Origin of the sequence: Ralstonia sp. OTU4908, assembly GCF_038440115.1 — a bacterium.
In the GTDB taxonomy this organism is placed as follows: domain Bacteria; phylum Pseudomonadota; class Gammaproteobacteria; order Burkholderiales; family Burkholderiaceae; genus Ralstonia; species Ralstonia pickettii.
Genome location: NZ_JASATD010000006.1, coordinates 49,795 through 69,656, shown reverse-complemented (window position 1 = coordinate 69,656; position 19,862 = coordinate 49,795). Strand labels below are relative to the sequence as shown.

General features: G+C 65.3%; 16 protein-coding genes. 7 read left to right on the top strand and 9 right to left on the bottom strand.

Annotated features, from left to right (window positions below; genetic code table 11):
* Positions 1-3: 3 nt before the first annotated feature.
* The 4 genes from AAHM38_RS07510 to cobU are packed head-to-tail and all read right to left on the bottom strand — an operon-like array spanning position 4 to position 3,529.
* Positions 4-960, bottom strand: coding sequence for a cobalamin-binding protein (locus AAHM38_RS07510; protein WP_116575438.1), 957 nt, complete (start codon positions 958-960; stop codon positions 4-6).
* Between the two features lie 12 nt (positions 961-972).
* On the bottom strand, positions 973-1,980 hold the full coding sequence (gene cobD, locus AAHM38_RS07505; protein WP_116575515.1) for a threonine-phosphate decarboxylase CobD: 1,008 nt from the start codon (positions 1,978-1,980) through the stop codon (positions 973-975).
* Positions 1,977-2,957, bottom strand: coding sequence for an adenosylcobinamide-phosphate synthase CbiB (gene cbiB / locus AAHM38_RS07500; RefSeq protein WP_116575437.1), 981 nt, complete (start codon positions 2,955-2,957; stop codon positions 1,977-1,979). The genes cobD and cbiB overlap by 4 nt, the downstream gene beginning before the upstream one ends.
* A complete protein-coding gene (cobU, locus tag AAHM38_RS07495) occupies positions 2,954-3,529 on the bottom strand; it encodes a bifunctional adenosylcobinamide kinase/adenosylcobinamide-phosphate guanylyltransferase (RefSeq protein WP_116575436.1) in 576 nt (191 codons plus the stop codon). The genes cbiB and cobU overlap by 4 nt, the downstream gene beginning before the upstream one ends.
* A gap of 61 nt (positions 3,530-3,590) precedes the next feature.
* Between cobU and AAHM38_RS07490 the strand changes: the two genes are divergently transcribed.
* Positions 3,591-5,087 carry a cobyric acid synthase gene (locus AAHM38_RS07490; protein ID WP_116575435.1) on the top strand — a complete coding sequence of 499 codons (1,497 nt, stop codon included), beginning with the start codon at positions 3,591-3,593 and terminating at the stop codon, positions 5,085-5,087.
* A gap of 75 nt (positions 5,088-5,162) precedes the next feature.
* Positions 5,163-5,828, top strand: coding sequence for a ParA family protein (locus AAHM38_RS07485; protein ID WP_116575434.1), 666 nt, complete (start codon positions 5,163-5,165; stop codon positions 5,826-5,828).
* Between the two features lie 51 nt (positions 5,829-5,879).
* Here AAHM38_RS07485 and panC read toward each other — a convergent pair whose 3' ends face one another.
* The 3 genes from panC to AAHM38_RS07470 are packed head-to-tail and all read right to left on the bottom strand — an operon-like array spanning position 5,880 to position 7,878.
* Positions 5,880-6,731: a pantoate--beta-alanine ligase gene (gene panC, locus AAHM38_RS07480; RefSeq protein WP_116575433.1), complete on the bottom strand. Its 852-nt coding sequence runs from the start codon at positions 6,729-6,731 to the stop codon at positions 5,880-5,882.
* A 38-nt stretch (positions 6,732-6,769) separates the two neighbouring features.
* A complete protein-coding gene (locus AAHM38_RS07475) occupies positions 6,770-7,651 on the bottom strand; it encodes a segregation and condensation protein A (protein ID WP_116575432.1) in 882 nt (293 codons plus the stop codon).
* A gap of 38 nt (positions 7,652-7,689) precedes the next feature.
* Positions 7,690-7,878, bottom strand: coding sequence for a DUF3460 family protein (locus AAHM38_RS07470; protein ID WP_012762570.1), 189 nt, complete (start codon positions 7,876-7,878; stop codon positions 7,690-7,692).
* A 237-nt stretch (positions 7,879-8,115) separates the two neighbouring features.
* Here AAHM38_RS07470 and AAHM38_RS07465 point away from each other — a divergent pair, with 237 nt between their 5' ends.
* The 3 genes from AAHM38_RS07465 (at position 8,116) to AAHM38_RS07455 (ending at position 14,458) form a co-directional block, all read left to right on the top strand.
* Complete coding sequence (locus AAHM38_RS07465) at positions 8,116-9,903, top strand: autotransporter assembly complex protein TamA (protein ID WP_116575431.1); 1,788 nt, start codon at positions 8,116-8,118, stop codon at positions 9,901-9,903.
* A gap of 8 nt (positions 9,904-9,911) precedes the next feature.
* Positions 9,912-13,820 (top strand): translocation/assembly module TamB domain-containing protein, encoded by a 3,909-nt coding sequence (locus tag AAHM38_RS07460; RefSeq protein WP_442591166.1) that lies wholly within the window; start codon positions 9,912-9,914, stop codon positions 13,818-13,820.
* A 95-nt stretch (positions 13,821-13,915) separates the two neighbouring features.
* The gene (locus AAHM38_RS07455; RefSeq protein ID WP_012762567.1) at positions 13,916-14,458 is read left to right on the top strand and encodes a hypothetical protein; all 543 of its coding nucleotides are present in this window, start codon (positions 13,916-13,918) and stop codon (positions 14,456-14,458) included.
* Between the two features lie 573 nt (positions 14,459-15,031).
* Here AAHM38_RS07455 and metG read toward each other — a convergent pair.
* Positions 15,032-17,101 carry a methionine--tRNA ligase gene (gene metG / locus AAHM38_RS07450; protein WP_041668518.1) on the bottom strand — a complete coding sequence of 690 codons (2,070 nt, stop codon included), beginning with the start codon at positions 17,099-17,101 and terminating at the stop codon, positions 15,032-15,034.
* Positions 17,102-17,406: 305 nt separating this feature from the next.
* Positions 17,407-18,036 (bottom strand): OmpA family protein, encoded by a 630-nt coding sequence (locus tag AAHM38_RS07445; protein WP_012762565.1) that lies wholly within the window; start codon positions 18,034-18,036, stop codon positions 17,407-17,409.
* Positions 18,037-18,241: 205 nt separating this feature from the next.
* Between AAHM38_RS07445 and apbC the strand changes: the two genes are divergently transcribed.
* Positions 18,242-19,330 carry an iron-sulfur cluster carrier protein ApbC gene (apbC, locus tag AAHM38_RS07440; RefSeq protein ID WP_041668517.1) on the top strand — a complete coding sequence of 363 codons (1,089 nt, stop codon included), beginning with the start codon at positions 18,242-18,244 and terminating at the stop codon, positions 19,328-19,330.
* A 4-nt stretch (positions 19,331-19,334) separates the two neighbouring features.
* Positions 19,335-19,862, top strand: coding sequence for a DUF3305 domain-containing protein (locus tag AAHM38_RS07435; protein ID WP_012762563.1), 528 nt, complete (start codon positions 19,335-19,337; stop codon positions 19,860-19,862).

The following is a 19,862-nucleotide window of genomic DNA, read 5'->3' as shown; positions in this document are numbered from 1 at the left end:
TGTTTAGCGCCCCTGCCCGTTGGTGGCTTGCGAGCCGAGGCGCCGCGCTCGGGCTTGTTCCAGGTCTTCGCACAACAGCGTTGCGGCTTCCACCAGGCGCGGGCCGAAGCGGTTGATCAGGTCACCGTTGATGCTGAAGAGATTGCCACGTTGCACCGCCAGCAATTGCGGCCAGCGTTTCCAAGCGTCAAGCGTGTCGATCGGACGGCTGCCTTGCGTGGCGCCCATGCTCGCGGTGAGCAGCACTTCGGGGTTGGCTGCGATCACGGCCTCGGGCGAAACGGTCGGCACCAGCAAGGGCTCGCCGGCAAACACATTCCGGCCGCCGCACAGCGCCAGCACGTCAGAGAAAATGTGCTGGCCGTTGAGCGTCATCAGCGGCTGTTCCCATACCTGATAGAACACCGAAACCGGCGGCCGGCTCGCGTAGCGTTGGCGCAGCGTATCGGCGCGTTGGCGGAATTGCTGCGCGGCGTCGTGCGCGCTCGCGCGCGTGTCGAGCAGTGTGCCGAGCGCCTCGATCGAGCGCGGAATATCGCGCATGCGATGCGGCTCAGAGAAGAACAGCGGAATGCCGAGCGCACGCAGGCGGTCGATCTGCTTTTGCGCGTTGCCGTGGCGCCAGACCACAACCAGATCAGGCTTGAGGGCAGCGATGCGCTCCAGATCGAGCGAGCGGTTATCCCCCACGTGGGGAATGTCGCGTGCGGCTGGCGGGTAGTCGCTGTAAGCCACGGTGCCGACGATGCGGCCACCGCCGCCTGCCGCGAACAGCAGCTCGGTCGCATGTGGAGCGAGGCTGACGATGCGTTGGGCGGGGCGCTGCAGCGTCACGGTGGCGCCGCTATCGTCTGTGACGGAAATGGCAGCACATGCCGGTGCGGCAGCGATCGTGACCGCAATGGCAGACAGGCCGCACACATACAGGCGACGGGTGAGGCGAGAGAGACGATCGGGCATCGGGGGGGCAGTTCAAGCGGAGTGCGACAGCGATGCTAGCGCATCGGCAAGGCGTTGCCAGCCAGTCTCGTCCGGGGGCAGGCCGAAGCGCAAGCCGTTGACGGGTGCATCGAACAGGCGCGTCCAGATGCCGAGGCGCGCCAGGCATGCGTGCAGCGCCTGCGCATATGCGCCGGGTGCCCAGGCAAACAGCGGTGTTGCGGCATTCGGCAACCCGTGGCGATCAAGCAACGTCGAAAGCCGCCTGCCCGCAAGCTGCAGTTGCGCCCGGGTGGCAGCTTGCCAGGCGGTATCGGCCAGCGCCGCACGCACGACGGCACGCGCCGGGCCGTTGACGGTCCAGTGCCCCAACGCGTCGCGCAGTGCGGCCAGCCGTTCCGGTGCTGCAAGCGCGAAGCCGATGCGGGCGCCCGCCAGCCCGTAGAACTTTCCGATCGAGCGCAACACCACGAGCCCCGGCGTGCCGGCAAGGGGTGCCAAAGTGGGGCCATCGTCGAGCGCTTCGATAAACGCCTCGTCCACGATCAACGTGCCGCCGCGCGCCTGTAGGCGCGTGTGCCAATCGCCCAGCGTTGCTGAAGGCAGCAAGCGTGCCGTGGGGTTGTTCGGGTTGACGACAACCAGGTGGCGTACGTCGTTCGGCAGATCGCCGAGAAAGGCCCCTTCGGGCAGCGGCACAACGTCGTGGCCGGCGCGTGCAAAGGCGGGCGCGTATTCGCTGTAGCCGATCTGCGCGATGCCGGCACGCCCGCGCGGCAGCAGGGTCGGCAGCGTGCGGATCGCCGCCTGCGAACCTGCAACCGCCAGCACTGCGCGCGCGTCGGTCACGCCGTAGTGCGCGGCGGCTAGCGCTTCGAGGCCGTCGTCTTCGGGCAGGCGCAACCACGCATCGGGTGGAATCGGCGGGATGGGGTAGCCATGCGGATTGATGCCCGTGGAGAGGTCCAGCCAGCCGCCGGCAGGCTCCCCATACAGCGCGCGTGCGGCCGCGAGATTGCCGCCGTGGACGATGCCGCTCACGACAGGCCCCACGCCAGCGTTGCAATCAAGCCAAGTGCGCCGAGCCACAACCACAACGTGCGCGTCACGAGCGTCAACGCGCGTGCGATATCTGCTGCTGTTGCTGTCTCGCCCGTGCCGAGCGACGGGCGCGCTTCTTCCACGCCTTCGTAGCGTGCTGCGCCCCCGAGCTGAACGCGCAGGCTGCCGGCGCCTGCGGCCATCACCGGGCCGGCGTTGGGGCTAGACCATTGCGGCGCTTGCGTGCGCCAGCAGTTCAGCGCATCGGCGGTGTGGCCAAGCAGCGCATAGCTGATTGCCGTGAGGCGGGCGGGAATCCAGTTGAGCACGTCGTCGATGCGCGCGGCCGCCCAGCCGAAGCCGGTAAAGCGCGCATTGCGGTAGCCCCACATTGCATCGAGCGTGTTGGCCAACCGATACAGCACCACGCCCGGCGCGCCCGCCACGACGAGCCAAAACAGCGGGGCGAAGATGGCATCGCTGCCATTCTCTAGTGCAGATTCCACGGCGGCGCGTGCGATGGGCTCATCCGTGGCTTGCGTGAGGTCACGCGAGACGATGCGCGATGCTAGGGCGCGTGCGCGCGGAACATCCGCATCGCGCAGGGCAAGCGCGATCGGGGCAATGTGTTCATGCAGGCTGCGCGCGCCAATGGCGAAATAGAGCGCAACGGCATCAAGCGCTGCCACCAGCCAGGGCGACACATCACGCGCCCCGCCGACGAGCCATCCTGCAAGCAGCACGGGCGGCAACACGGCGATCGCCCATGCAACGACGCCTACGAGGCGCGACCACGATACCGCGGCCGGTGCGCGATTCATCCAGCGCTCAATGGCTTTGGCGAGGCGCCCGAAGCCGACCAACGGATGCCAGCGCGGCACCTCTCCGAACAGCCGGTCGAGCAGCACGCCCGCAAGCGCGGCCAGCGTCACGAGCGTCCACCCGAGATCGAACACGCCCACCGACGATAAGCTCACGGTGCCGCGCCGAGTGCCGGCCCCTTGACCACCATCGGAATGCCGGCCACCAGCAGATGCACGTGGTCGGCCAGTGCGGCTAGGCGTTGGTTCAGCCGGCCCAGTTCGTCCACGTAGAACCGCGTGACAGCGCCCATCGGCACCACGCCCAGGCCGATTTCGTTGCTGACGAGGATCACCTCGCCGGGCAGCAGCGGCAGGGCGGTGAGCAGCGCGTCAATCTCGGCCGTCCAGGCTTCGGGCGGCGTGACGAGGCCTGTCTCGGGGTATTCGTGATGCTCTGAGAAGAGCAGATTGTTGAGCCACAGCGTCATGCAATCGACCAGCACACAGCCACCGTGCTGCGCGTGCGTGTAGAGCGCTTCGGCCAGGTGCACGGGCTCTTCGACCAGCCCCCAATTCGCCGGGCGGCGTGCGCGATGCAGGGCCACGCGCAATTGCATTTCTTCATCGCCCTCGCCGGCGGTGGCAACGTACGTGACGGCCCCCGCGCATTGCAGCGCGAGCTGTTCGGCGTGGTGGCTCTTGCCTGAGCGGGCACCCCCGAGAACGAGTGTGAGGCGGCGTGACATTCCGGCATTTTAGCGGGGGCGGAGCAGCCAGGCACGATAACGCCGGTGCGATAATCCGCGCATGTCGAAAGCTCCATTTCCTGTGTCGCCCACATCGCTTCGGGGCACGCTGATGATCCAGGGCACCACGTCCGATGCCGGCAAGAGCACGCTGGTCGCCGGCCTGTGCCGTGTCGCGCATCGCGCCGGTGTGCGCGTGGCGCCGTTCAAGCCGCAGAACATGGCGCTCAACAGCGCCGTCACCGCAGATGGCGGCGAGATCGGCCGCGCCCAGGCCCTGCAGGCGCAGGCGGCGGGCGTCGCGCCCACGGTCGACATGAACCCCGTGCTGCTCAAGCCCAACAGCGACACCGGTGCCCAGATCATCATCCACGGCCAGGCGCGCTGCGACCTCGACGCCCGTGCGTATCACGACTACAAGCCCACCGCCATGGCTGCCGTGCTCGAATCGCACACACGGCTGCGTGCGCGTTACGACCTTGTGCTGGTAGAGGGCGCCGGCAGCCCGGCGGAGGTCAACCTGCGCGACCGCGACATCGCCAACATGGGTTTTGCCGAAGCCGTCGATTGCCCCGTCGTGCTCGTCGCCGACATCGATCGCGGCGGCGTGTTCGCGCACCTGCTCGGCACGCTCGCTTGCCTGTCAGAAAGCGAGCGCGCGCGCGTGGCGGGCTTCGTCATCAACCGGTTTCGCGGCGACATTTCATTGCTGACGCCCGGGCTCGACTGGCTGACCGCGCAGACGGGCAAGCCGGTGTTTGGCGTGCTGCCGTATCTGCACGGCCTGCACCTCGACGCAGAAGACGCGGTGCAGACGGCACAGCGCGCAGCCTCGGCCGATGCGCTGCGCGTCGTCATTCCGGTGTTGCCGCGCGTGTCCAATCACACCGATTTCGACGCGCTGCGCGCGCACCCCCAGGTGGACGTCCGCCTGGTCGGTCCTGGCCAGCCGATTCCGCCCGCCGACCTCATCATCCTGCCCGGCAGCAAGAGCGTGCAGGCCGATCTCGCCTGGCTGCGCGCCAACGGCTGGGATGCGGCCATCGCGCGGCATCTGCGCTATGGAGGCAAGCTGATCGGCATCTGCGGCGGCATGCAGATGCTGGGGCGGCGCCTGCATGATCCGAACGGGCTGGAGGGCGCAGCTGGCAGCGTCCAGGGTCTGGGCTATCTGGATTTCGAGACCACGTTGGAGCCGGCCAAGCAGTTGCGTCAGGTGCGCGGCACCTTGGCCGAAAGCGGTGCGGCCATCGAAGGCTATGAAATCCACATGGGCGTGACCGTGGGGGCGGCTCTTGCGCGCCCCGCCGTTCAACTGGACGATGGCCGCGCAGATGGCGCGATCTCCGCCGACGGGCAGATCCTGGCGACTTACCTGCACGGCTTGTTCGACGCGCCCGAGGCGTGCCGCGCGTTGCTCGCCTGGGCCGGTGTGAGCGATGCGCGGGCGCAGGACTATGCTGCCTTGCGTGAAGCATCGCTCGAACGTCTGGCCGACACGTGCGAAGCGCATCTGGACCTCGCTGCGCTCTTCCGAACGCTGCCACGTGCGGGCTGAGCCATAATTGGCGGATGGGCAGATCCGCCGAGTGATCGACTCGGCACATGGTTCGACGAGCGCAAGGAGGCAGGCATGCCGGTGGCCGTTGTAGCGAATCCGAAGGGCGGGGTGGGCAAAAGCACGCTGGCGACCAATCTGGCCGGCTACTTTGCCGCGCGGGATCACGCCGTGATGCTGGGCGACACCGACCGCCAGCAGTCCTCACGCGAGTGGCTGGCGCTGCGCCCCGAGACCGCCAAGCCTATCCGCACCTGGGAAATCAACGCCGACCACATCGCCAAGCCGCCCAAGGGTATGACGCACGTGGTGCTCGATACGCCGGCGGGCCTCCACGGCTGGCGGCTAGCGGATCTCGTCAAGATGTCCGGCTACGTAATCGTGCCGTTGCAGCCCTCCATGTTCGACATCCTGGCCACGCAGACCTTCCTGCGCAAACTGGCCGATGAAAAGCCGGTGCGCCATGGCGAGGTCAAGCTCGGCGTGGTCGGCATGCGCGTGGATATGCGCACGCGCGCCGCTGAGCAGCTTCAACGTTTCGTACAGGGGCTGGAGGTGCCCATCCTTGGCTATCTGCGCGATACCCAGAACTACGTACAACTGGCCGCACATGGCCTGACGTTGTGGGACGTGGCGCCCTCGCGCGTGGCCAAAGACGTGGAGCAGTGGAGCGGCATTCTCGAGTGGCTCGGAGAATCGCCCCCGCAGGCCAGTGTTGCCGATACGTCGGCGGCGGCATGAAAAAAGCCCGGCATTGCCGGGCTTTGTCGTAGGACGCGACTGCCGCATCGCTCAGATTTCGAGGTTATCGATCAGGCGCGTCTTGCCAAGTTTGGCAGCCGTCAGTACGACCAGGGGTTCGCCGGCAGCGATGTTCTCGGGCGTCGGTTCTCGCAGGTCGGAGCGGCGGCGCACGGCGACGTAGTCGGGTTGCCAGCCGCGGCCACGCAGATATTCCATTGCCTTGGTGGTCACCTCTTCGTGCGACGCCTGGCCCTGCAGCACGGTTTCCAGCACGTCCTGACGCACCTGATGCAGCGTGCGGTACAGCTCAGGGGCTTCGGCGCGCTCTTCGTTGGTCAGGTAGACATTGCGCGACGACAGCGCCAGACCATCATCCGCGCGGACTGTTTCGGCGGGGACGATGTCGACCGGCAACGCAAACTGATGCGCCATGCGGCGCACGATCATCAACTGCTGGTAGTCCTTCTTGCCGAACACGGCCACGCGCGGCTGCACGCAGCAGAACAGCTTCATCACCACCGTGCACACGCCCTTGAAGAAGCCGGGGCGGAATTCGCCTTCGAGCGTGTCGCCAAGGTCGTGCGGCGGCTCGACGCGATATTCCTGCGGCTCGGGGTACATGTCGCGCTCGGTGGGCGCAAACAACACGTACACGCCTTCCTTCTGCAGTTTTTCGATGTCGTCCTGCAGCGTGCGCGGGTATTTGTCGAAATCTTCGTTCGGGCCGAACTGCAGGCGGTTCACGAAAATGGACGCCACCACCGGGTCGCCGTGCTGGCGCGCCAGGCGCATCAGGCTCAGGTGGCCTTCATGCAGGTTGCCCATGGTCGGCACGAAGGCGACGCGGTTCTGGCCGCGCAGCTGATCGCGCAGTTCCTGGATCGACGAGATGACTTTCATAGTTGTTGTGTGATTCGGCCCGATTCGGGTCGGACGAATTACGTCGGAGAATAGGCGAGGCGCACGTAAATGGGCGCGTACGGTTCGGCCTGCGTGATTTCGAGCAGCGATTCGCGTGAAAGCTCGAGCATGGCGACAAAGTTGACGACCACGATGGGCGCGCCCTTGCCGGACTGGATGGCGTCTTCGAATAGCTCGGTGAACTCCATGAACCGTGCATGCTGCAGCCGGCGCAGGATCTGGCTCATGTGCTCGCGCACCGACAGCTCTTCGCGCGAAATCTTGTGGTGCTGCGTGAGCTTGGCCCGGCGCAGCACGTCGGCCCACGCGGCACGCAGGTCGTCGGAATTGACGTCGGGATAGCGTGGCGCGAGGCTCTGCTCGATGTAGACCTGCGCGCGCAGGAAGTCGCGGCCCAGTTGCGGCACGGTGTCCAGCTTTTGCGCGGCGAGTTTCATCTGCTCGTATTCGAGCAGGCGGCGCACCAGCTCGGCGCGCGGGTCTTCGGGTTCCACGCCTTCGTCGGTCTTCTTGACCGGCAGCAGCATGCGCGACTTGATCTCGATGAGCATGGCGGCCATCAGCAGGTACTCAGCGGCCAACTCCAGGTTGGTCGCGCGAATCTGCTCGATGTACGCCAGATACTGCCGTGTGACCTGCGCCAGCGGAATGTCCAGCACATTGAAGTTCTGGCGGCGGATCAGGTACAGCAGCAAATCCAGCGGCCCTTCGAACGCTTCCAGGAAGACCTCGAGCGCATCGGGCGGGATGTAGAGATCCTGCGGAAGCTTGAACAGCGGCTCGCCGTAGAGCCGTGCAAAGGCGAGGCCATCGACCTGCGCGGGCGTGGAATCCTGATCGGGCGCCACGCTGGGCAGCTCGACGGGCAGTGGCAGCTTGTCCTGCGCGGAAGTGGTCATGCGGCGGGCGCCTGGCGGGCTGAAGGCCGGTCGGCCGATCAGTCCAGCGAATAGACGTACGGCTTTTGCGCTACGCGTGCTGCCTTGGCGCGTGCACGCTCTTCCAGGTCGATCGGGTCCTTGTCCCACAGCAGGGAGCGCCCTTGGCGCTGTTGCGCTTCCAGGTCGGGCTTCTGGGTCTTGAGTTCTTCCAGGAACTGGGTGATCTCGGACTTGTACAGGGCCATGGCGGTATGTGATGTTGGATGATCTTGCCCGCGCGGAAAGATACCGGGCGGAAAACCCGCGCATTTTACCGTATTGGCCGTCGTAACGGCCTTGGGCACGGCGCGTGCGAAACCCCTTCCGCCGATCCGGAAGGGCGCGTTCGTTGCATTTGCCTGGGCACCCGCCGGGGGCGGTATGGTCAAATACGCCTTTCCTTCGACTCAGCCGGCCCGTGGGGCGGCGCCACGCTTGCCACGATGACCGGCTCCAATCGACCATCGCGACCGTTCCGACCACCACGCTTCCGTCTTCTGGGTTTGCCCGCCGCCGCGCTGGCGGCCGGCTTTGTGCTGTCCCTCGCCTGCGCCCGGGCGCACGCTGAATACGACGTCAAGATCGATGCGCCGAAGTCCATTCGCGACTTGCTTGAGCGCCATCTGGACCTGTCGCGCTACAAAGACCGAAAGGACATCACTGACGACCAGCTCCAGTACATGGTCGAGACCATTGGCGATCAGGTCACCAAGCTGACGGCCGCCGAAGGCTATTTCGTGCCGAAGGCGACCGCGAAGCTGGACGGCCCGCCGGACCACCGCATCGTCAACGTGAAGGTCGAGCCCGGCCCGCGTACCACCATCGACAATGTGGCGCTCGACTTCAGCGGCGCCGTTACGCAAGACGCCAAGCGCATCGACGAGTTGAAAAAATCGTGGAGCCTGCAGCACGGGATGGCGTTCCGCCAAGCAGGCTGGGACAAAGCCAAGGACGACGGTCTGGCCGCCCTGCAGAGCAAACGTTATTACGCGGCCAAGCAGACGTCGTCGCAGGCGCGTGTCGATCCGGACGAAAGCAAGGCGGACCTGTCGGTAGGCTATGACAGCGGTCCGGCATATACGCTGGGGCCGCTGGACGTGCAGGGCTTGTCGCGCTATCCCCTCAGCATCATCAACCACGTGAACCCGTTGCGGGTGGGTGAGGATTACTCGGCTGATCGACTGCAGTCACTTCAGGCCGCCATCCAGGGGCAACCGTATTTCTCCAACGCCATCGTTGACCTGGGCGACGATCCGAAGAACCCGGTGAACGCGCCGGTGCGCGTGCGCGTGCGTGAGTACCCGCCCAATCGCATCACCAGCGGTGTGGGGTACGGTACGGACACGGGCGCCTCGCTGGAAGGGCGCTATCAATATCTGAACCTGTTCAGCAAGGCATGGGTGCTCGACACGCAGGCCCGCCTCGAACAACGCCGCCAGTACCTGTTTGCCGGCGTGACGGTGCCGCCTGACGACAAGCAATACGTCAACAGCCTCTACACCAGCATGGACCGCACCGACACCTCGGGCACCGAGACGCGCAGCTATCGCTCCGGCTTCAAGCAGACGCGCGTACGCGGCATCTATGAGACGTCGTTCACCGTTGATTTCTACTATGACGACCTGCGGCCAGAAGGCGCCGAGCGCCAGTTGAGCAAGGCGCTCGTGCCGGGTTTCGCCTGGACGCGCCGCGATGTGGACGACCCGCTGTTTCCGCGCCGCGGCAACATCATCACCACGCAGATCGGCGCGGCAGTGAAAGGCGTGCTGACCGACCAATCGTTCGTGCGGTCGTACAGCCGCATCCGCCAGTTCGTGCCGGTGGGGCAGCGAGACATCTTCGTCGCACGCGGCGAGCTGGGCGCTGTCATCACCTCCGGTGCCGGCGATGGGGTACCGGCCACGCTGCGCTTCCGCACGGGCGGCACGCAGTCGGTGCGCGGCTACGATTTCCAAAGCATCGGTAACGACGTCAACGGCAGCACGCTGCCGACCAAGTTCCTCGTCACCGGCGGGCTGGAATATCAACGCTGGTTCCTGCCGCAATGGGGTGCCGCCGTGTTCTGGGATACCGGCACGGCCACCGACAACTGGTCGGAGCGCCGCTGGTTCAATGGGGTGGGTGTCGGCGTGCGCTGGAAGAGCCCGGTGGGGCCGATCCAGCTCGACATGGCCTACGGCATTCAGCAGAAGCAGTTCCGGCCGAGCGTGTCGCTGGGCATCGCGTTCTGATCATGACGATGACCGATCCGCAAACGCCTGAATCGAACCAACCCGCTACACCACGTCCGGAGCGTCCGAAGCGCGGCTGGGGCCGCCGCGCGCTGCGCTGGTCCGGTGCCTTTGCTGCCCTGGTCCTGACGATCGTGCTGGGGCTCGCCGGCTGGCTGGTCTGGGCCATCCATTCGCAATCCGGCACGGCGCAGTTGTGGGCCCTCGCCACGCGCTTCGGCAACGCCTATGTGTCGGGCAAGCTGGAGGGCGGTACGGTGCGCGAGGGGCTCTCGCTGCGGGATCTGCACGTGCGTGCGGGCAGCACGGAAGTGCGCATCGACCATGTGGAAGGCCGCTGGGCCATCACGCGCGGGCCGTGGCATGCGCATTTCGCGTATCTCCGTGCGGGCAATGTCGAGGTGATCCTGCATCCGACGCCGCCCACCCCGCCGAGCGGTCCGCCCGATTCGCTGGCGCTGCCGCTGGGGCTGGATGTGGACCGCCTCGCCGTTGACCGCCTCGCCATCCGGCAGGGCACGTCGACCAGCGAGTTGAAATCGATTGCCGGCAGCCTGCACAGCGACGGCACGCACCACAATGTGCTGCTCGACGGCATGGAATCGCCCGCCGGCAAGCTGGCCGCCACGCTGCGCATGACCGGCACGCGGCCATATCCGCTCACCGGTGCGGCAACACTCGCGACGCAGTTTGAGGTCAACGGCCAGAAGCAGGACGCCTCGGTGTCGGCGCAGTTGTCGGGCTCGCTGGAAGCGCTGCATATCGACGCTACCGGCACCGGTGCCAAGCTGACCGCGCAGGCACTGATCGATGCCACGCCGTTCGGGGCGCTGCCGCTGTCGCGTGCCGTGGTGTCGGCGGAACACGTGAATCCGCGTGCGTTTGCGCCAAGCGCGCCCGAAGCGTCGTTGTCGATCCACGCGGACCTGCGCCCCGACGAGCAGGCCAAGACGCTGACGGTGGCGGGCCCCATCCAGATCGACAACGCGCAGCCCGGCGCGCTCGACAAGCAGAAGCTGCCGCTGCAATCGCTGCGTGCGCAGGTGCGGCTGAACGAAAACGATCAGCAGCTCACCGGGCTGGATGTGCGTCTGCTGGGCGGCGCGGCGCTCACGGGTGGCGCCGATGTGCAGAAGGGGCATGGCGCACTTCGCGTGGATGTGCGCCAGCTCGATCTGCAGGCGCTTCACGCATCGCTGGAGAAGACGAAACTTGCTGGCCCCATCACCGTGGAGTTTGCGGGTGGCACGCAACGCGTGGCGCTTGATCTGGCGGGCGGGGACATGCGTGCGCAAGCGAAAGCCGTGCTGGATGCGGCGCAGGTTGCAGTGGAGAGCGCCCAGGTGTCGCTGGGGCGCTCGCGGCTGACGCTGGCGGGCACGCTCAGGCATGACGACGCGCAGTCGTTCGCCTTCAAGGGCAACCTGGCGGAGTTCGATCCGTCGCGGCTGGCCAAGGTGGCCAAGGGCCGCATCAACGCCGAGTTCGATGCGCGCGGCAGGCTGGGTGAGCCGATCGACGCCGCCGTCAAATTTTCCGTGCGCGATAGCGAATACGCAGGCTTGCCGATGACCGGCGACGGCAACGTCCACCTGCGCGGTGAACGCCTGCTGCCCAGCGACGCCAGGCTCGACGTGGCCGGCAACAAGGCCAGCCTGCGCGGCAGTTTCGGCGCTGCCGCCGATCGCATGCATGTCGACATCGATGCGCCGCAGCTCGCACGCTTGCAGCTTGGCGTGAGCGGGGCAGTCACCTTGTCCGGGGATGTCTCCGGCACGATCAAGCGCCCGCAAGTGGATGCCACGTTCCGCGCCAATCAGCTTGCCTATCAGGGAAACAAGATCGACACCGCCAACGGCCGGGCGCAGATCCGCGATGGGATCGATGGGCCATTGCTGGTCGAGCTGACCGCGCAGCGCGTGACGGGCCCGAGCCTGTCGTTGCGGGAAGTGCATGCAACGGTGGACGGCACGCGCCGCGCCCACCGCTTCCGCGCCGATGCCGACGGCAACGTGCGCAACCAGCCGTTCAAGTTTGCACTGGCAGGCGACGGGGCGTTGACGCCCGGCAAGGACGGCGATGGGTGGGACGGCACGATCTCCACGCTGTCGGCGCAGGGTGCGCCCAACCTGCAACTTACGGCTCCGGTGAGGCTCGCGATGGCACCCGGTCGCCTGATGATGGGCCGTGCGGACCTGACGCTGGACCAGACGCCCATCCACATCGAGCGTGTCGAATCCGCCCAGGGCCACGTGCGCAGCGCCGGCCGTTTCGACGGTTTGCAGATTGCGCGGGTGCTGGAGCTTGTGCGCGCCTGGACGGGCCAGGCTCCGCCGGTACGCACGGATCTCGTCGTCGACGGGCAATGGGATCTGGATCTCGGCAGCACGGCCACCGGCACGGCGCGCATCGCCCGCCGCAGCGGCGATCTGTCCATCAATGCCGGCCGCGGTTTCACGGCATTGGGGTTGACCGAAGCGACCGTGGAAGCGCGTGGCGAGGGCATGCGCCTCGGGCTGCGCGGGAATGTGCAGTCGACGCGCGTCGGCAATCTTTATCTTGATGCGGGTGTCGGGCTCGTGCGTGATCCGGGACCGGGCTCCCTGGCGCTCATGGCACCCACGTCGCCGCTCTCCGGCGGCTTGACGATCAGCCTGCCGCACCTCAAGAGCATCGGCGACCTGCTGGGGCCGGACGTCGCAACGGACGGGCAGCTTGCGGCCAGCCTGACATTTGCGGGTACGGTGGGTGCGCCCAAGGTGAGCGGCTTCCTGACCGGCCAGGACATCGACGTGGCGCTTTACGATCAGGGCATCCGCCTGACCAAGGGGGTCGTGCGCGTGGCGCTCGACCAAAACGTGGTCGACCTGCAAGAGGTGGTGTTCCACGGCGGCGACGGCACCGTGCGTGCGCAGGGCCGCGTGCAGTTGGGCGAGGCGAACCCGAACCTCGCGGGCTCCATCGTCGCCGACAAGCTGCAGCTCTTTGCCGATCCGGACCGCACGCTGGTGCTGTCGGGCCAGGCGCGCATTGCAAACGACAATGACCGCGTGGCCATCACCGGCAAGTTCAAGGTCGACCGCGGCCTGTTCGATCTGCCGAAGGACGGCGCGCCTTCGTTGGGCGACGACGTGGTCATCGTCCGCCGCACCGATGCCGCCCGCAACCAGGCCGAACGCGGTGTCAAACGCGAAGAAAAGCCGGCTGGCCGCTTCAGCCCGGTGGTCGATGTCGATGTCGATTTTGGCGACAACTTCCGCTTCAAGGGTGCCGGAGCAGACCTGTCACTTGGTGGCCAGATGCACGTGCACAGCGAGCCGCTCGTGCCCCTGCGCGGCACCGGTACGATCTACGTGCGCGAGGGCAGCACGTACGAGGCGTTCGGTCGCAAGCTGGCCATCGAACGGGGCGTGCTGAACTTCGTGGGGCCAATCAACAACCCGTCGTTCAACATCACCGCCATGCGCCGTAACCAGGAAGTGGAAGCCGGCGTGCAGGTGACCGGCACGGTGCGGCAGCCGCGCGTCACGCTTGTCTCCGAACCCAACGTGCCCGATGAAGACAAGCTCTCGTGGCTGATGTTCGGCTATAGCGCATCGAACGCCGGCCTGGGTCAGCAGCAGGCGATGTCAGGCGCGGCGCTCGGCCTGCTGGGCAACGTGGCGGGCAAGAACGTGGCACGGCGCTTCGGGCTCGACGAGTTCTCGATCGGGCCGTCCGCCGCAGGCCTGACCGATCCGCAGGTGGTAAGCCTCGGCAAGGCAATCTCGGAGCGCATCACCGTTGGCTACGAGCAGAGCCTGTCGACGGCCGATTCCATCGTCAAACTGACGTGGCAGTTTTCGCGGCGTTGGTCGGTGGTGGCACGCGGCGGTACGATCAATGGCGCGTCGGTCCTGTTCAACAAGCGTTGGTAAACGGTTGGCCCGGCTGCCAGAATGGCGGCGGGTCCATGTTTCGCACGAGGAGTTCCATGCCGCATCTTCGTCAACTCGCACAAGTAGGAGTCACCATGGGCGTTCTGGCTTCATTGCTGGGGCTGTTCGGCTGCGATCAGCAAAAGGTCGACCAGGCCGTGGATCGTGTGGGCGACGCTGCCAAGCGTGCATGGCAGTCGGCCAAGCCGGACAACCTGCTGTTCAAGGGCATCGTGGTGGGGCAATCCACCGAAGATGATGTCAGGGCCACCGCCGGCCAGCCCGAGATGATCTGGGAGAGCGAGGGCGGCACGCGGCAGCTTGAGTATCCGCGCGGACCCGAAGGGACTTCAACGTGGATGGTGACGATCGGGCCCGACGGGCACGTGCAGAAGATCGAGCAGGTGTTGACGGCCGACAATTTTGGGCGCGTGCGGGCGGGGCAGACCAAGGACGACATCCGCCGGATGCTGGGCAAGCCGGGGAAGGTCGAGGTGTTCAAGCTGAAGCAGGAAGAGGTTTGGGGCTATCGGTGGATGGAAAGCGCTACCGAGCGGGCTTTCTTCAATGTGCACTTTGGGGCGGATGGGCGTGTTACGACGACTTCGCGGAGTGATGACCGGTTGAATGGGGGGTAGGAGGTTTTTGGGTTGTTGGCTCCGGTCTTTTTTGTGGTGCATCCCCTGTTTCGTACCCTGCCGGGCACGACTCACTTTTCTTTGTCTTGCCAAAGAAAAGTAAGCAAAAGAAAGGCGCGCCCGAGATGGCGACCCATCCCTTGAATTTCCGTAACCGGGCGGAGACGGGAAAAACTCGCTGCGTTCAGACAGTTTCCCGTCTTGTTTCCGCCCGCTTACGAAAATTCAAGGCGCTATCAAGGGCCTAACGTCAAAAGAAAAGGCCAACCCGTCGCGAGGTTGGCCTTTGTCGTTTGCGCTTGTGCCCAGATGGTGCGGCTTTTGTCCTTTGACTTTCCTGCCCTAGATGGCGCCTTGAATTTCTGTTGCAGGGAGGAAAAAGGAAGGGAAACTGTCTGAGCGAAGCGAGTTTTTCCCTTCCCCTTCCTGCGACATAAATTCAAGGAGTCTTTCGCCATCTCGGGCGCGCATTTCTTTGCTTACTTTCTTTGGGCAAGACCAAAGAAACTGAGTCAGCCCCGGCAGGGGATGAAACAAGGGATGCACCACCAAGGCCTATCCCAAACACACCCATTACCGCACCCGCATCCCCGGCACCGCCCCCGAATGCGGCTCAAGAATATAAAGCCCCGGCAGAGCCTTCTCATCAGCCGCCGAAGCCGCCAACACCATCCCTTCCGACATCCCGAACTTCATCTTGCGCGGTGCCAGGTTGGCAACCATCACGGTCAGCTTGCCGACGAGATCCTCCGGTGCATATGCCGACTGGATGCCCGAAAACACATTCCGCGTCTGTCCTTCACCCACATCCAGCGTCAGCTGCAGCAGCTTGTTCGATCCTTCCACGCGCTGGCAGGCGACGATCTTGGCGACACGCAGGTCGATCTTGGCGAAGTCGTCGATGGTGATGGTTTCGGCCATCGGTTCGATGGCGGCCGCACCGTTGGCGGCAGCAGCGGGTGCATCGGCGGTGGCCTGCAGCGACTGGCGGTTGGCTTCGACCAGCGCATCCACCTGCTTCTTGTCCACGCGCGTCATCAGGTGCGAGTACGGTTGGATCGGCTTGGCGGACAACAGTTGCGAGTCGATCGAGCGCCACGTCAGCGGCTCAACGTTGAGGAACGCCTCGATGCGCTCCACCGTGGTCGGCAGAATCGGCTTGAGGTACACGGCCAGCAGGCGGAACGCTTCCAGCGCGACCGAGCACGCGGCGTGCAGCTTTTCGCGGTGGGCCTCGTCCTTGGCCAGATCCCACGGCTTTTCGGTGTCGACGAATGCATTGACGGCGTCGGCCAGCTCCATCACGGCACGCAGCGCCTTGCTGTACTCGCGCTTTTCGTACAGGTCGGCGATCTGCGGGGCGGCTTCGCGCAGTTGCACCATCAGCGGATGGCCCAGCGCGGCGTCGCTCACGCGGCCTTCGAAGCGCTTGACCAGGAACCCCGCCGAACGGCTGGCGATGTTGACGAACTTGCCCACCAGGTCGCTGTTCACACGGGCGATAAAATCGTCCAGGTTCAGATCCAGGTCTTCCATCGTCGCGTTCAGCTTGGCGGCGAAGTAGTAGCGCAGCCATTCCGGATTCAGGCCGGTGTCGATGTAGCTCTGTGCGGTGATGAACGTGCCGCGCGACTTGCTCATCTTGGCGCCGTCCACGGTCAGGAAGCCGTGGGCGAACACGTTGGTCGGTGTGCGGTGGCCGGAGAACTTGAGCATCGCCGGCCAGAACAGCGTGTGGAAATAGAGGATGTCCTTGCCGATGAAGTGGTACTGCTCGGTGGTCGAGTGTTCGTTGATCCACGCGTCGAAATCGAGACCGCGCTTGGCGCACAGGTTCTTGAAGCTGGCGTAGTAGCCGACCGGCGCATCCAGCCACACATAGAAGTACTTGCCCGGCGCGCCCGGAATCTCGAAGCCGAAGTACGGTGCATCACGCGAGATGTCCCAGTCCGAGAGCTTGGCCTCGCCTTCCTCGCCGAGCCACTCACGCATCTTGTTGGTGGCTTCGGGCTGCGCCAGGTCTGCCACCCAGTCGCGCAGGAAGTTCTCGCAGCGCGGGTCGGACAGCTTGAAGAAGTAGTGTTCCGACGACTTGCGCACCGGGGTCGCGCCCGACACCACGGAGTATGGGTTCTTCAGGTCGGTCGGCTGGTAGGTTGCGCCGCAGACTTCGCACGAATCGCCGTACTGATCTTTTGCGCCGCACTTCGGGCATTCGCCCTTGATGAAACGGTCCGGCAGGAACATCTCCTTGACCGGGTCGTAGAACTGCTCGACCTCGCGCACGTCGATCAGGCCGGCTTCCTTGAGCTTGAGGTAGACGTTTTGGCACAGCTCCTTGTTTTCGTCGGAGTCGGTGCTGTAGTAGTTGTCGAACGAGACGAGGAAGTTGTCGAAGTCGCGTTTGTGTTCCGTCCAGACGCGTTCGATCAGTTGACGCGGGGTCAGGCCTTCTTTTTCGGCACGCAGCATGACGGGCGTGCCGTGTGTGTCGTCGGCGCCCACGTAGTACGTCTCGTGGCCGCGCATGCGTTGGAAGCGCACCCAGATATCGGTCTGGATGTACTCGACCAGGTGGCCGATGTGAATCGGGCCGTTGGCATAAGGCAGGGCGGAAGTGACGAGGATGCGACGTTCGGACATGGGCAGGCCAGAAAGGTGCGGGCGGGCCGCAGACAGGGCGCGGCGCGCGGAGAAGCGCATATTTTAGCGCGGCCGGCGGTCTCAGGCCGGTCGCGGACGAATCTGTGGAACGGCGGGTGCGATCATGCGCTTGGCGTATGCGTCAGAATGCCGCGGACGGTGTGGGCCCAAAAAAAAGCGCCGGTCAGTGCCGGCGCAGCTTTCCACAACGGAAAAGGAGGAGAAATCAGGTACCGCCCGGGAGGTCAGCCACGCATCGCGAGCCAGCAACGCGTGGCAAGCGGCACCTGTTTTCTATGACAGGGTTACCCCTGAATTGGTTTCAAATAAATTTCGACGCGGCGATTTTGGGCGCGGCCAGCCTCGGTGGCGTTGTCGGCAACGGGCTGATTCTGGCCTCGGCCTTCGGCGGACAGGCGATTGCGGGCCACGCCGCGGTCCGTCAGGTAGCTCGCCACGCTCTGCGCGCGCTTTTGCGACAGCGTCATGTTGTAGTTCGGGTTGCCGGTGCTGTCCGTGTGGCCGACCACATTGGCGGCCAGTTCCGGATGTTGCGTGAGCGTTTGTGCCACGCTATCCAACGGGCCGCGGAACGACGGCTTGATCACCGCGCTGTCGGTATCGAACGAGACCTGGCTCGGAATGTTCAGCTTGAGCGAGCCGTCGGGCTGCTCCGAAATCTGCGTGCCCGTGCCGGCCGTATCGCCAGCCAGCTTGGACTTGATTGCCCCCCAGTTGTAGCCGACGGCAGCACCGGTTGCCGCGCCCAGCGCACCGCCAATGGCGGCACCCTTGCCGTTGCCGACCAGCGCGCCGATGCCAGCGCCCACGGCCGCGCCAACGCCGGTGCCCATGGCGGTCTGGTTTTGCTGCTCGGTGGCGCAGCCGGCGGCCAGCAGGGCGATCAGCGAGACGGAAATAAGCTTGGCTTTCATGGTTTCTCCTACGGGTAACGGGATCGGTTCTTGTGGGTTTGCCGATATCCGGCGCATCGGAGGGATATTGAGGGGGAATCGGACGAACGATGCGCCGGCAAAATACAATAGCAAAACAGTACATAGAGTGGCCAGGGCGCCGCAAAGTTCATGCCGCGTCACCGTTGGCTCGTCCCCCATTCGCATTAGATTTCTGGAGCAAATGTTGAGCGTAACCATCGAACAGATCACCGAAGCCCTGCGCGGCGTGGTGGATCCCAATACCGGGCGCGACCTTGTGTCGTCCAAATCGGCGCGCAACATCCGGGTCGATGGCGGCGAGGTGGCGCTCGACGTGGAACTCGGCTACCCCGCCAAGAGCCAGTTCGAACCGATCCGCAAGCTGGTGATCGGGGCGCTGCGCCAGGTGCAGGGTGTCGAAAATGTGAGCGTGCAGGTGTCGATGAAGATCGTCGCGCACGCCGTGCAGCGCGGCGTGCATCTGATGCCGAATGTGAAGAACATCATCGCCGTGGCGTCGGGCAAGGGCGGCGTGGGCAAGTCGACCACCGCCGTGAATCTGGCGCTGGCGCTGTCGGCGGAAGGGGCGAATGTCGGCATTCTTGACGCCGATATCTACGGCCCGAGCCAGCCGATGATGCTGGGCATCCAGGGCCAGCCGGAGTCGGCCGACGGCAAGACGATGGAACCGATGGAGGGCCATGGCCTGCAGGCCAACTCAATCGGTTTCCTGATCGAGCAGGACAACCCGATGGTCTGGCGCGGTCCGATGGTGACCTCGGCGCTCGAGCAACTGCTCAAGCAGACGAACTGGCGCGATCTGGATTACCTCATCGTCGACATGCCGCCGGGCACGGGCGACATCCAGCTCACGCTATCGCAGAAGGTGCCCGTGACGGGCGCGGTGATCGTCACCACGCCGCAGGACATCGCGCTGCTCGACGCCAAGAAGGGCCTGAAGATGTTCGAAAAGGTGGGAATTCCCATCATCGGCGTGGTCGAGAACATGGCGGTCTACTGCTGCCCGAACTGCGGCCACACCGAACACATCTTCGGCGCCGGCGGTGGCGAGAAGATGTGCGAACAATACGGCGTGCCGTTCCTCGGTAGCCTGCCGCTGAACTTGTCCATCCGTGAGCAGGCCGATTCGGGCCGCCCGACTGTAGTGGCCGACCCCGACGGCGCCATTGCCGGCGTCTACAAGCAGATCGCACGCCGCGTCGCCATCGCCGTGGCCGAAAAGGCGAAGGACATGACGAGCAAGTTCCCGTCCATCGTCGTGCAGAACACCTGACGCCATGGAAACCACGTCGCCGCTGCCTGCTGATCGCCCCTCTGTGCGGGTGGCGGTGGTGTTGTGCCGCCGCCCCACGGCCAACCGTTGGCAGCCGTTCCAATGGCGGCTGGAGGCGGTCGTTCCCGACCTTGGCGAATACGGCACGGCGCCGCGCTGCCTGGACCGTGCCGAAGATGGGTCCGGCGAAGAGCGCTGGCTCACGCCCGGCTTTTCCGTCACGTTGTTTCGCGACGAGGCCGAGGGTTATTACTTGAACGTGACCTCAGCCGCGCCCTGCTGGTTTGTACTGTGGCGTCTGGGTGAGGCTGGCACAGCGGACGAAGGCCGCGCGATTCCGCATACGGTTTCGCTCAGTTACAACGAGGCTGGCCGCTGGCTGGACGGTGGCGAGACGGTTGAAAACGTGCCGTTGGACGCCGCGGCGCTGGAGTGGCTGCAGGCGTACGTGGCAGAAAACTACCGGCCGGAGCCGAAGAAGCGGCGCCGGCCGGAGTCGTTCCTGCCGCCGGAAGACCGCGCGAAGTTCTGA

Bases quoted from the DNA above. Each gene is read 5' to 3' on its own strand.
- cobU (WP_116575436.1), bottom strand. From the start codon at position 3,529: ATGTCACGCCGCCTCACACTCGTTCTCGGGGGTGCCCGCTCAGGCAAG.
- AAHM38_RS07445 (WP_012762565.1), bottom strand. From the start codon at position 18,036: ATGAAAGCCAAGCTTATTTCCGTCTCGCTGATCGCCCTGCTGGCCGCC.
- AAHM38_RS07510 (WP_116575438.1), bottom strand. From the start codon at position 960: ATGCCCGATCGTCTCTCTCGCCTCACCCGTCGCCTGTATGTGTGCGGC.
- AAHM38_RS07460 (WP_442591166.1), top strand. From the start codon at position 9,912: ATGACCGATCCGCAAACGCCTGAATCGAACCAACCCGCTACACCACGT.
- AAHM38_RS07485 (WP_116575434.1), top strand. From the start codon at position 5,163: ATGCCGGTGGCCGTTGTAGCGAATCCGAAGGGCGGGGTGGGCAAAAGC.
- AAHM38_RS07470 (WP_012762570.1), bottom strand. From the start codon at position 7,878: ATGGCCCTGTACAAGTCCGAGATCACCCAGTTCCTGGAAGAACTCAAG.
- AAHM38_RS07455 (WP_012762567.1), top strand. From the start codon at position 13,916: ATGGGCGTTCTGGCTTCATTGCTGGGGCTGTTCGGCTGCGATCAGCAA.
- panC (WP_116575433.1), bottom strand. From the start codon at position 6,731: ATGAAAGTCATCTCGTCGATCCAGGAACTGCGCGATCAGCTGCGCGGC.
- AAHM38_RS07475 (WP_116575432.1), bottom strand. From the start codon at position 7,651: ATGACCACTTCCGCGCAGGACAAGCTGCCACTGCCCGTCGAGCTGCCC.
- AAHM38_RS07435 (WP_012762563.1), top strand. From the start codon at position 19,335: ATGGAAACCACGTCGCCGCTGCCTGCTGATCGCCCCTCTGTGCGGGTG.
- AAHM38_RS07490 (WP_116575435.1), top strand. From the start codon at position 3,591: ATGTCGAAAGCTCCATTTCCTGTGTCGCCCACATCGCTTCGGGGCACG.
- metG (WP_041668518.1), bottom strand. From the start codon at position 17,101: ATGTCCGAACGTCGCATCCTCGTCACTTCCGCCCTGCCTTATGCCAAC.
- AAHM38_RS07465 (WP_116575431.1), top strand. From the start codon at position 8,116: ATGACCGGCTCCAATCGACCATCGCGACCGTTCCGACCACCACGCTTC.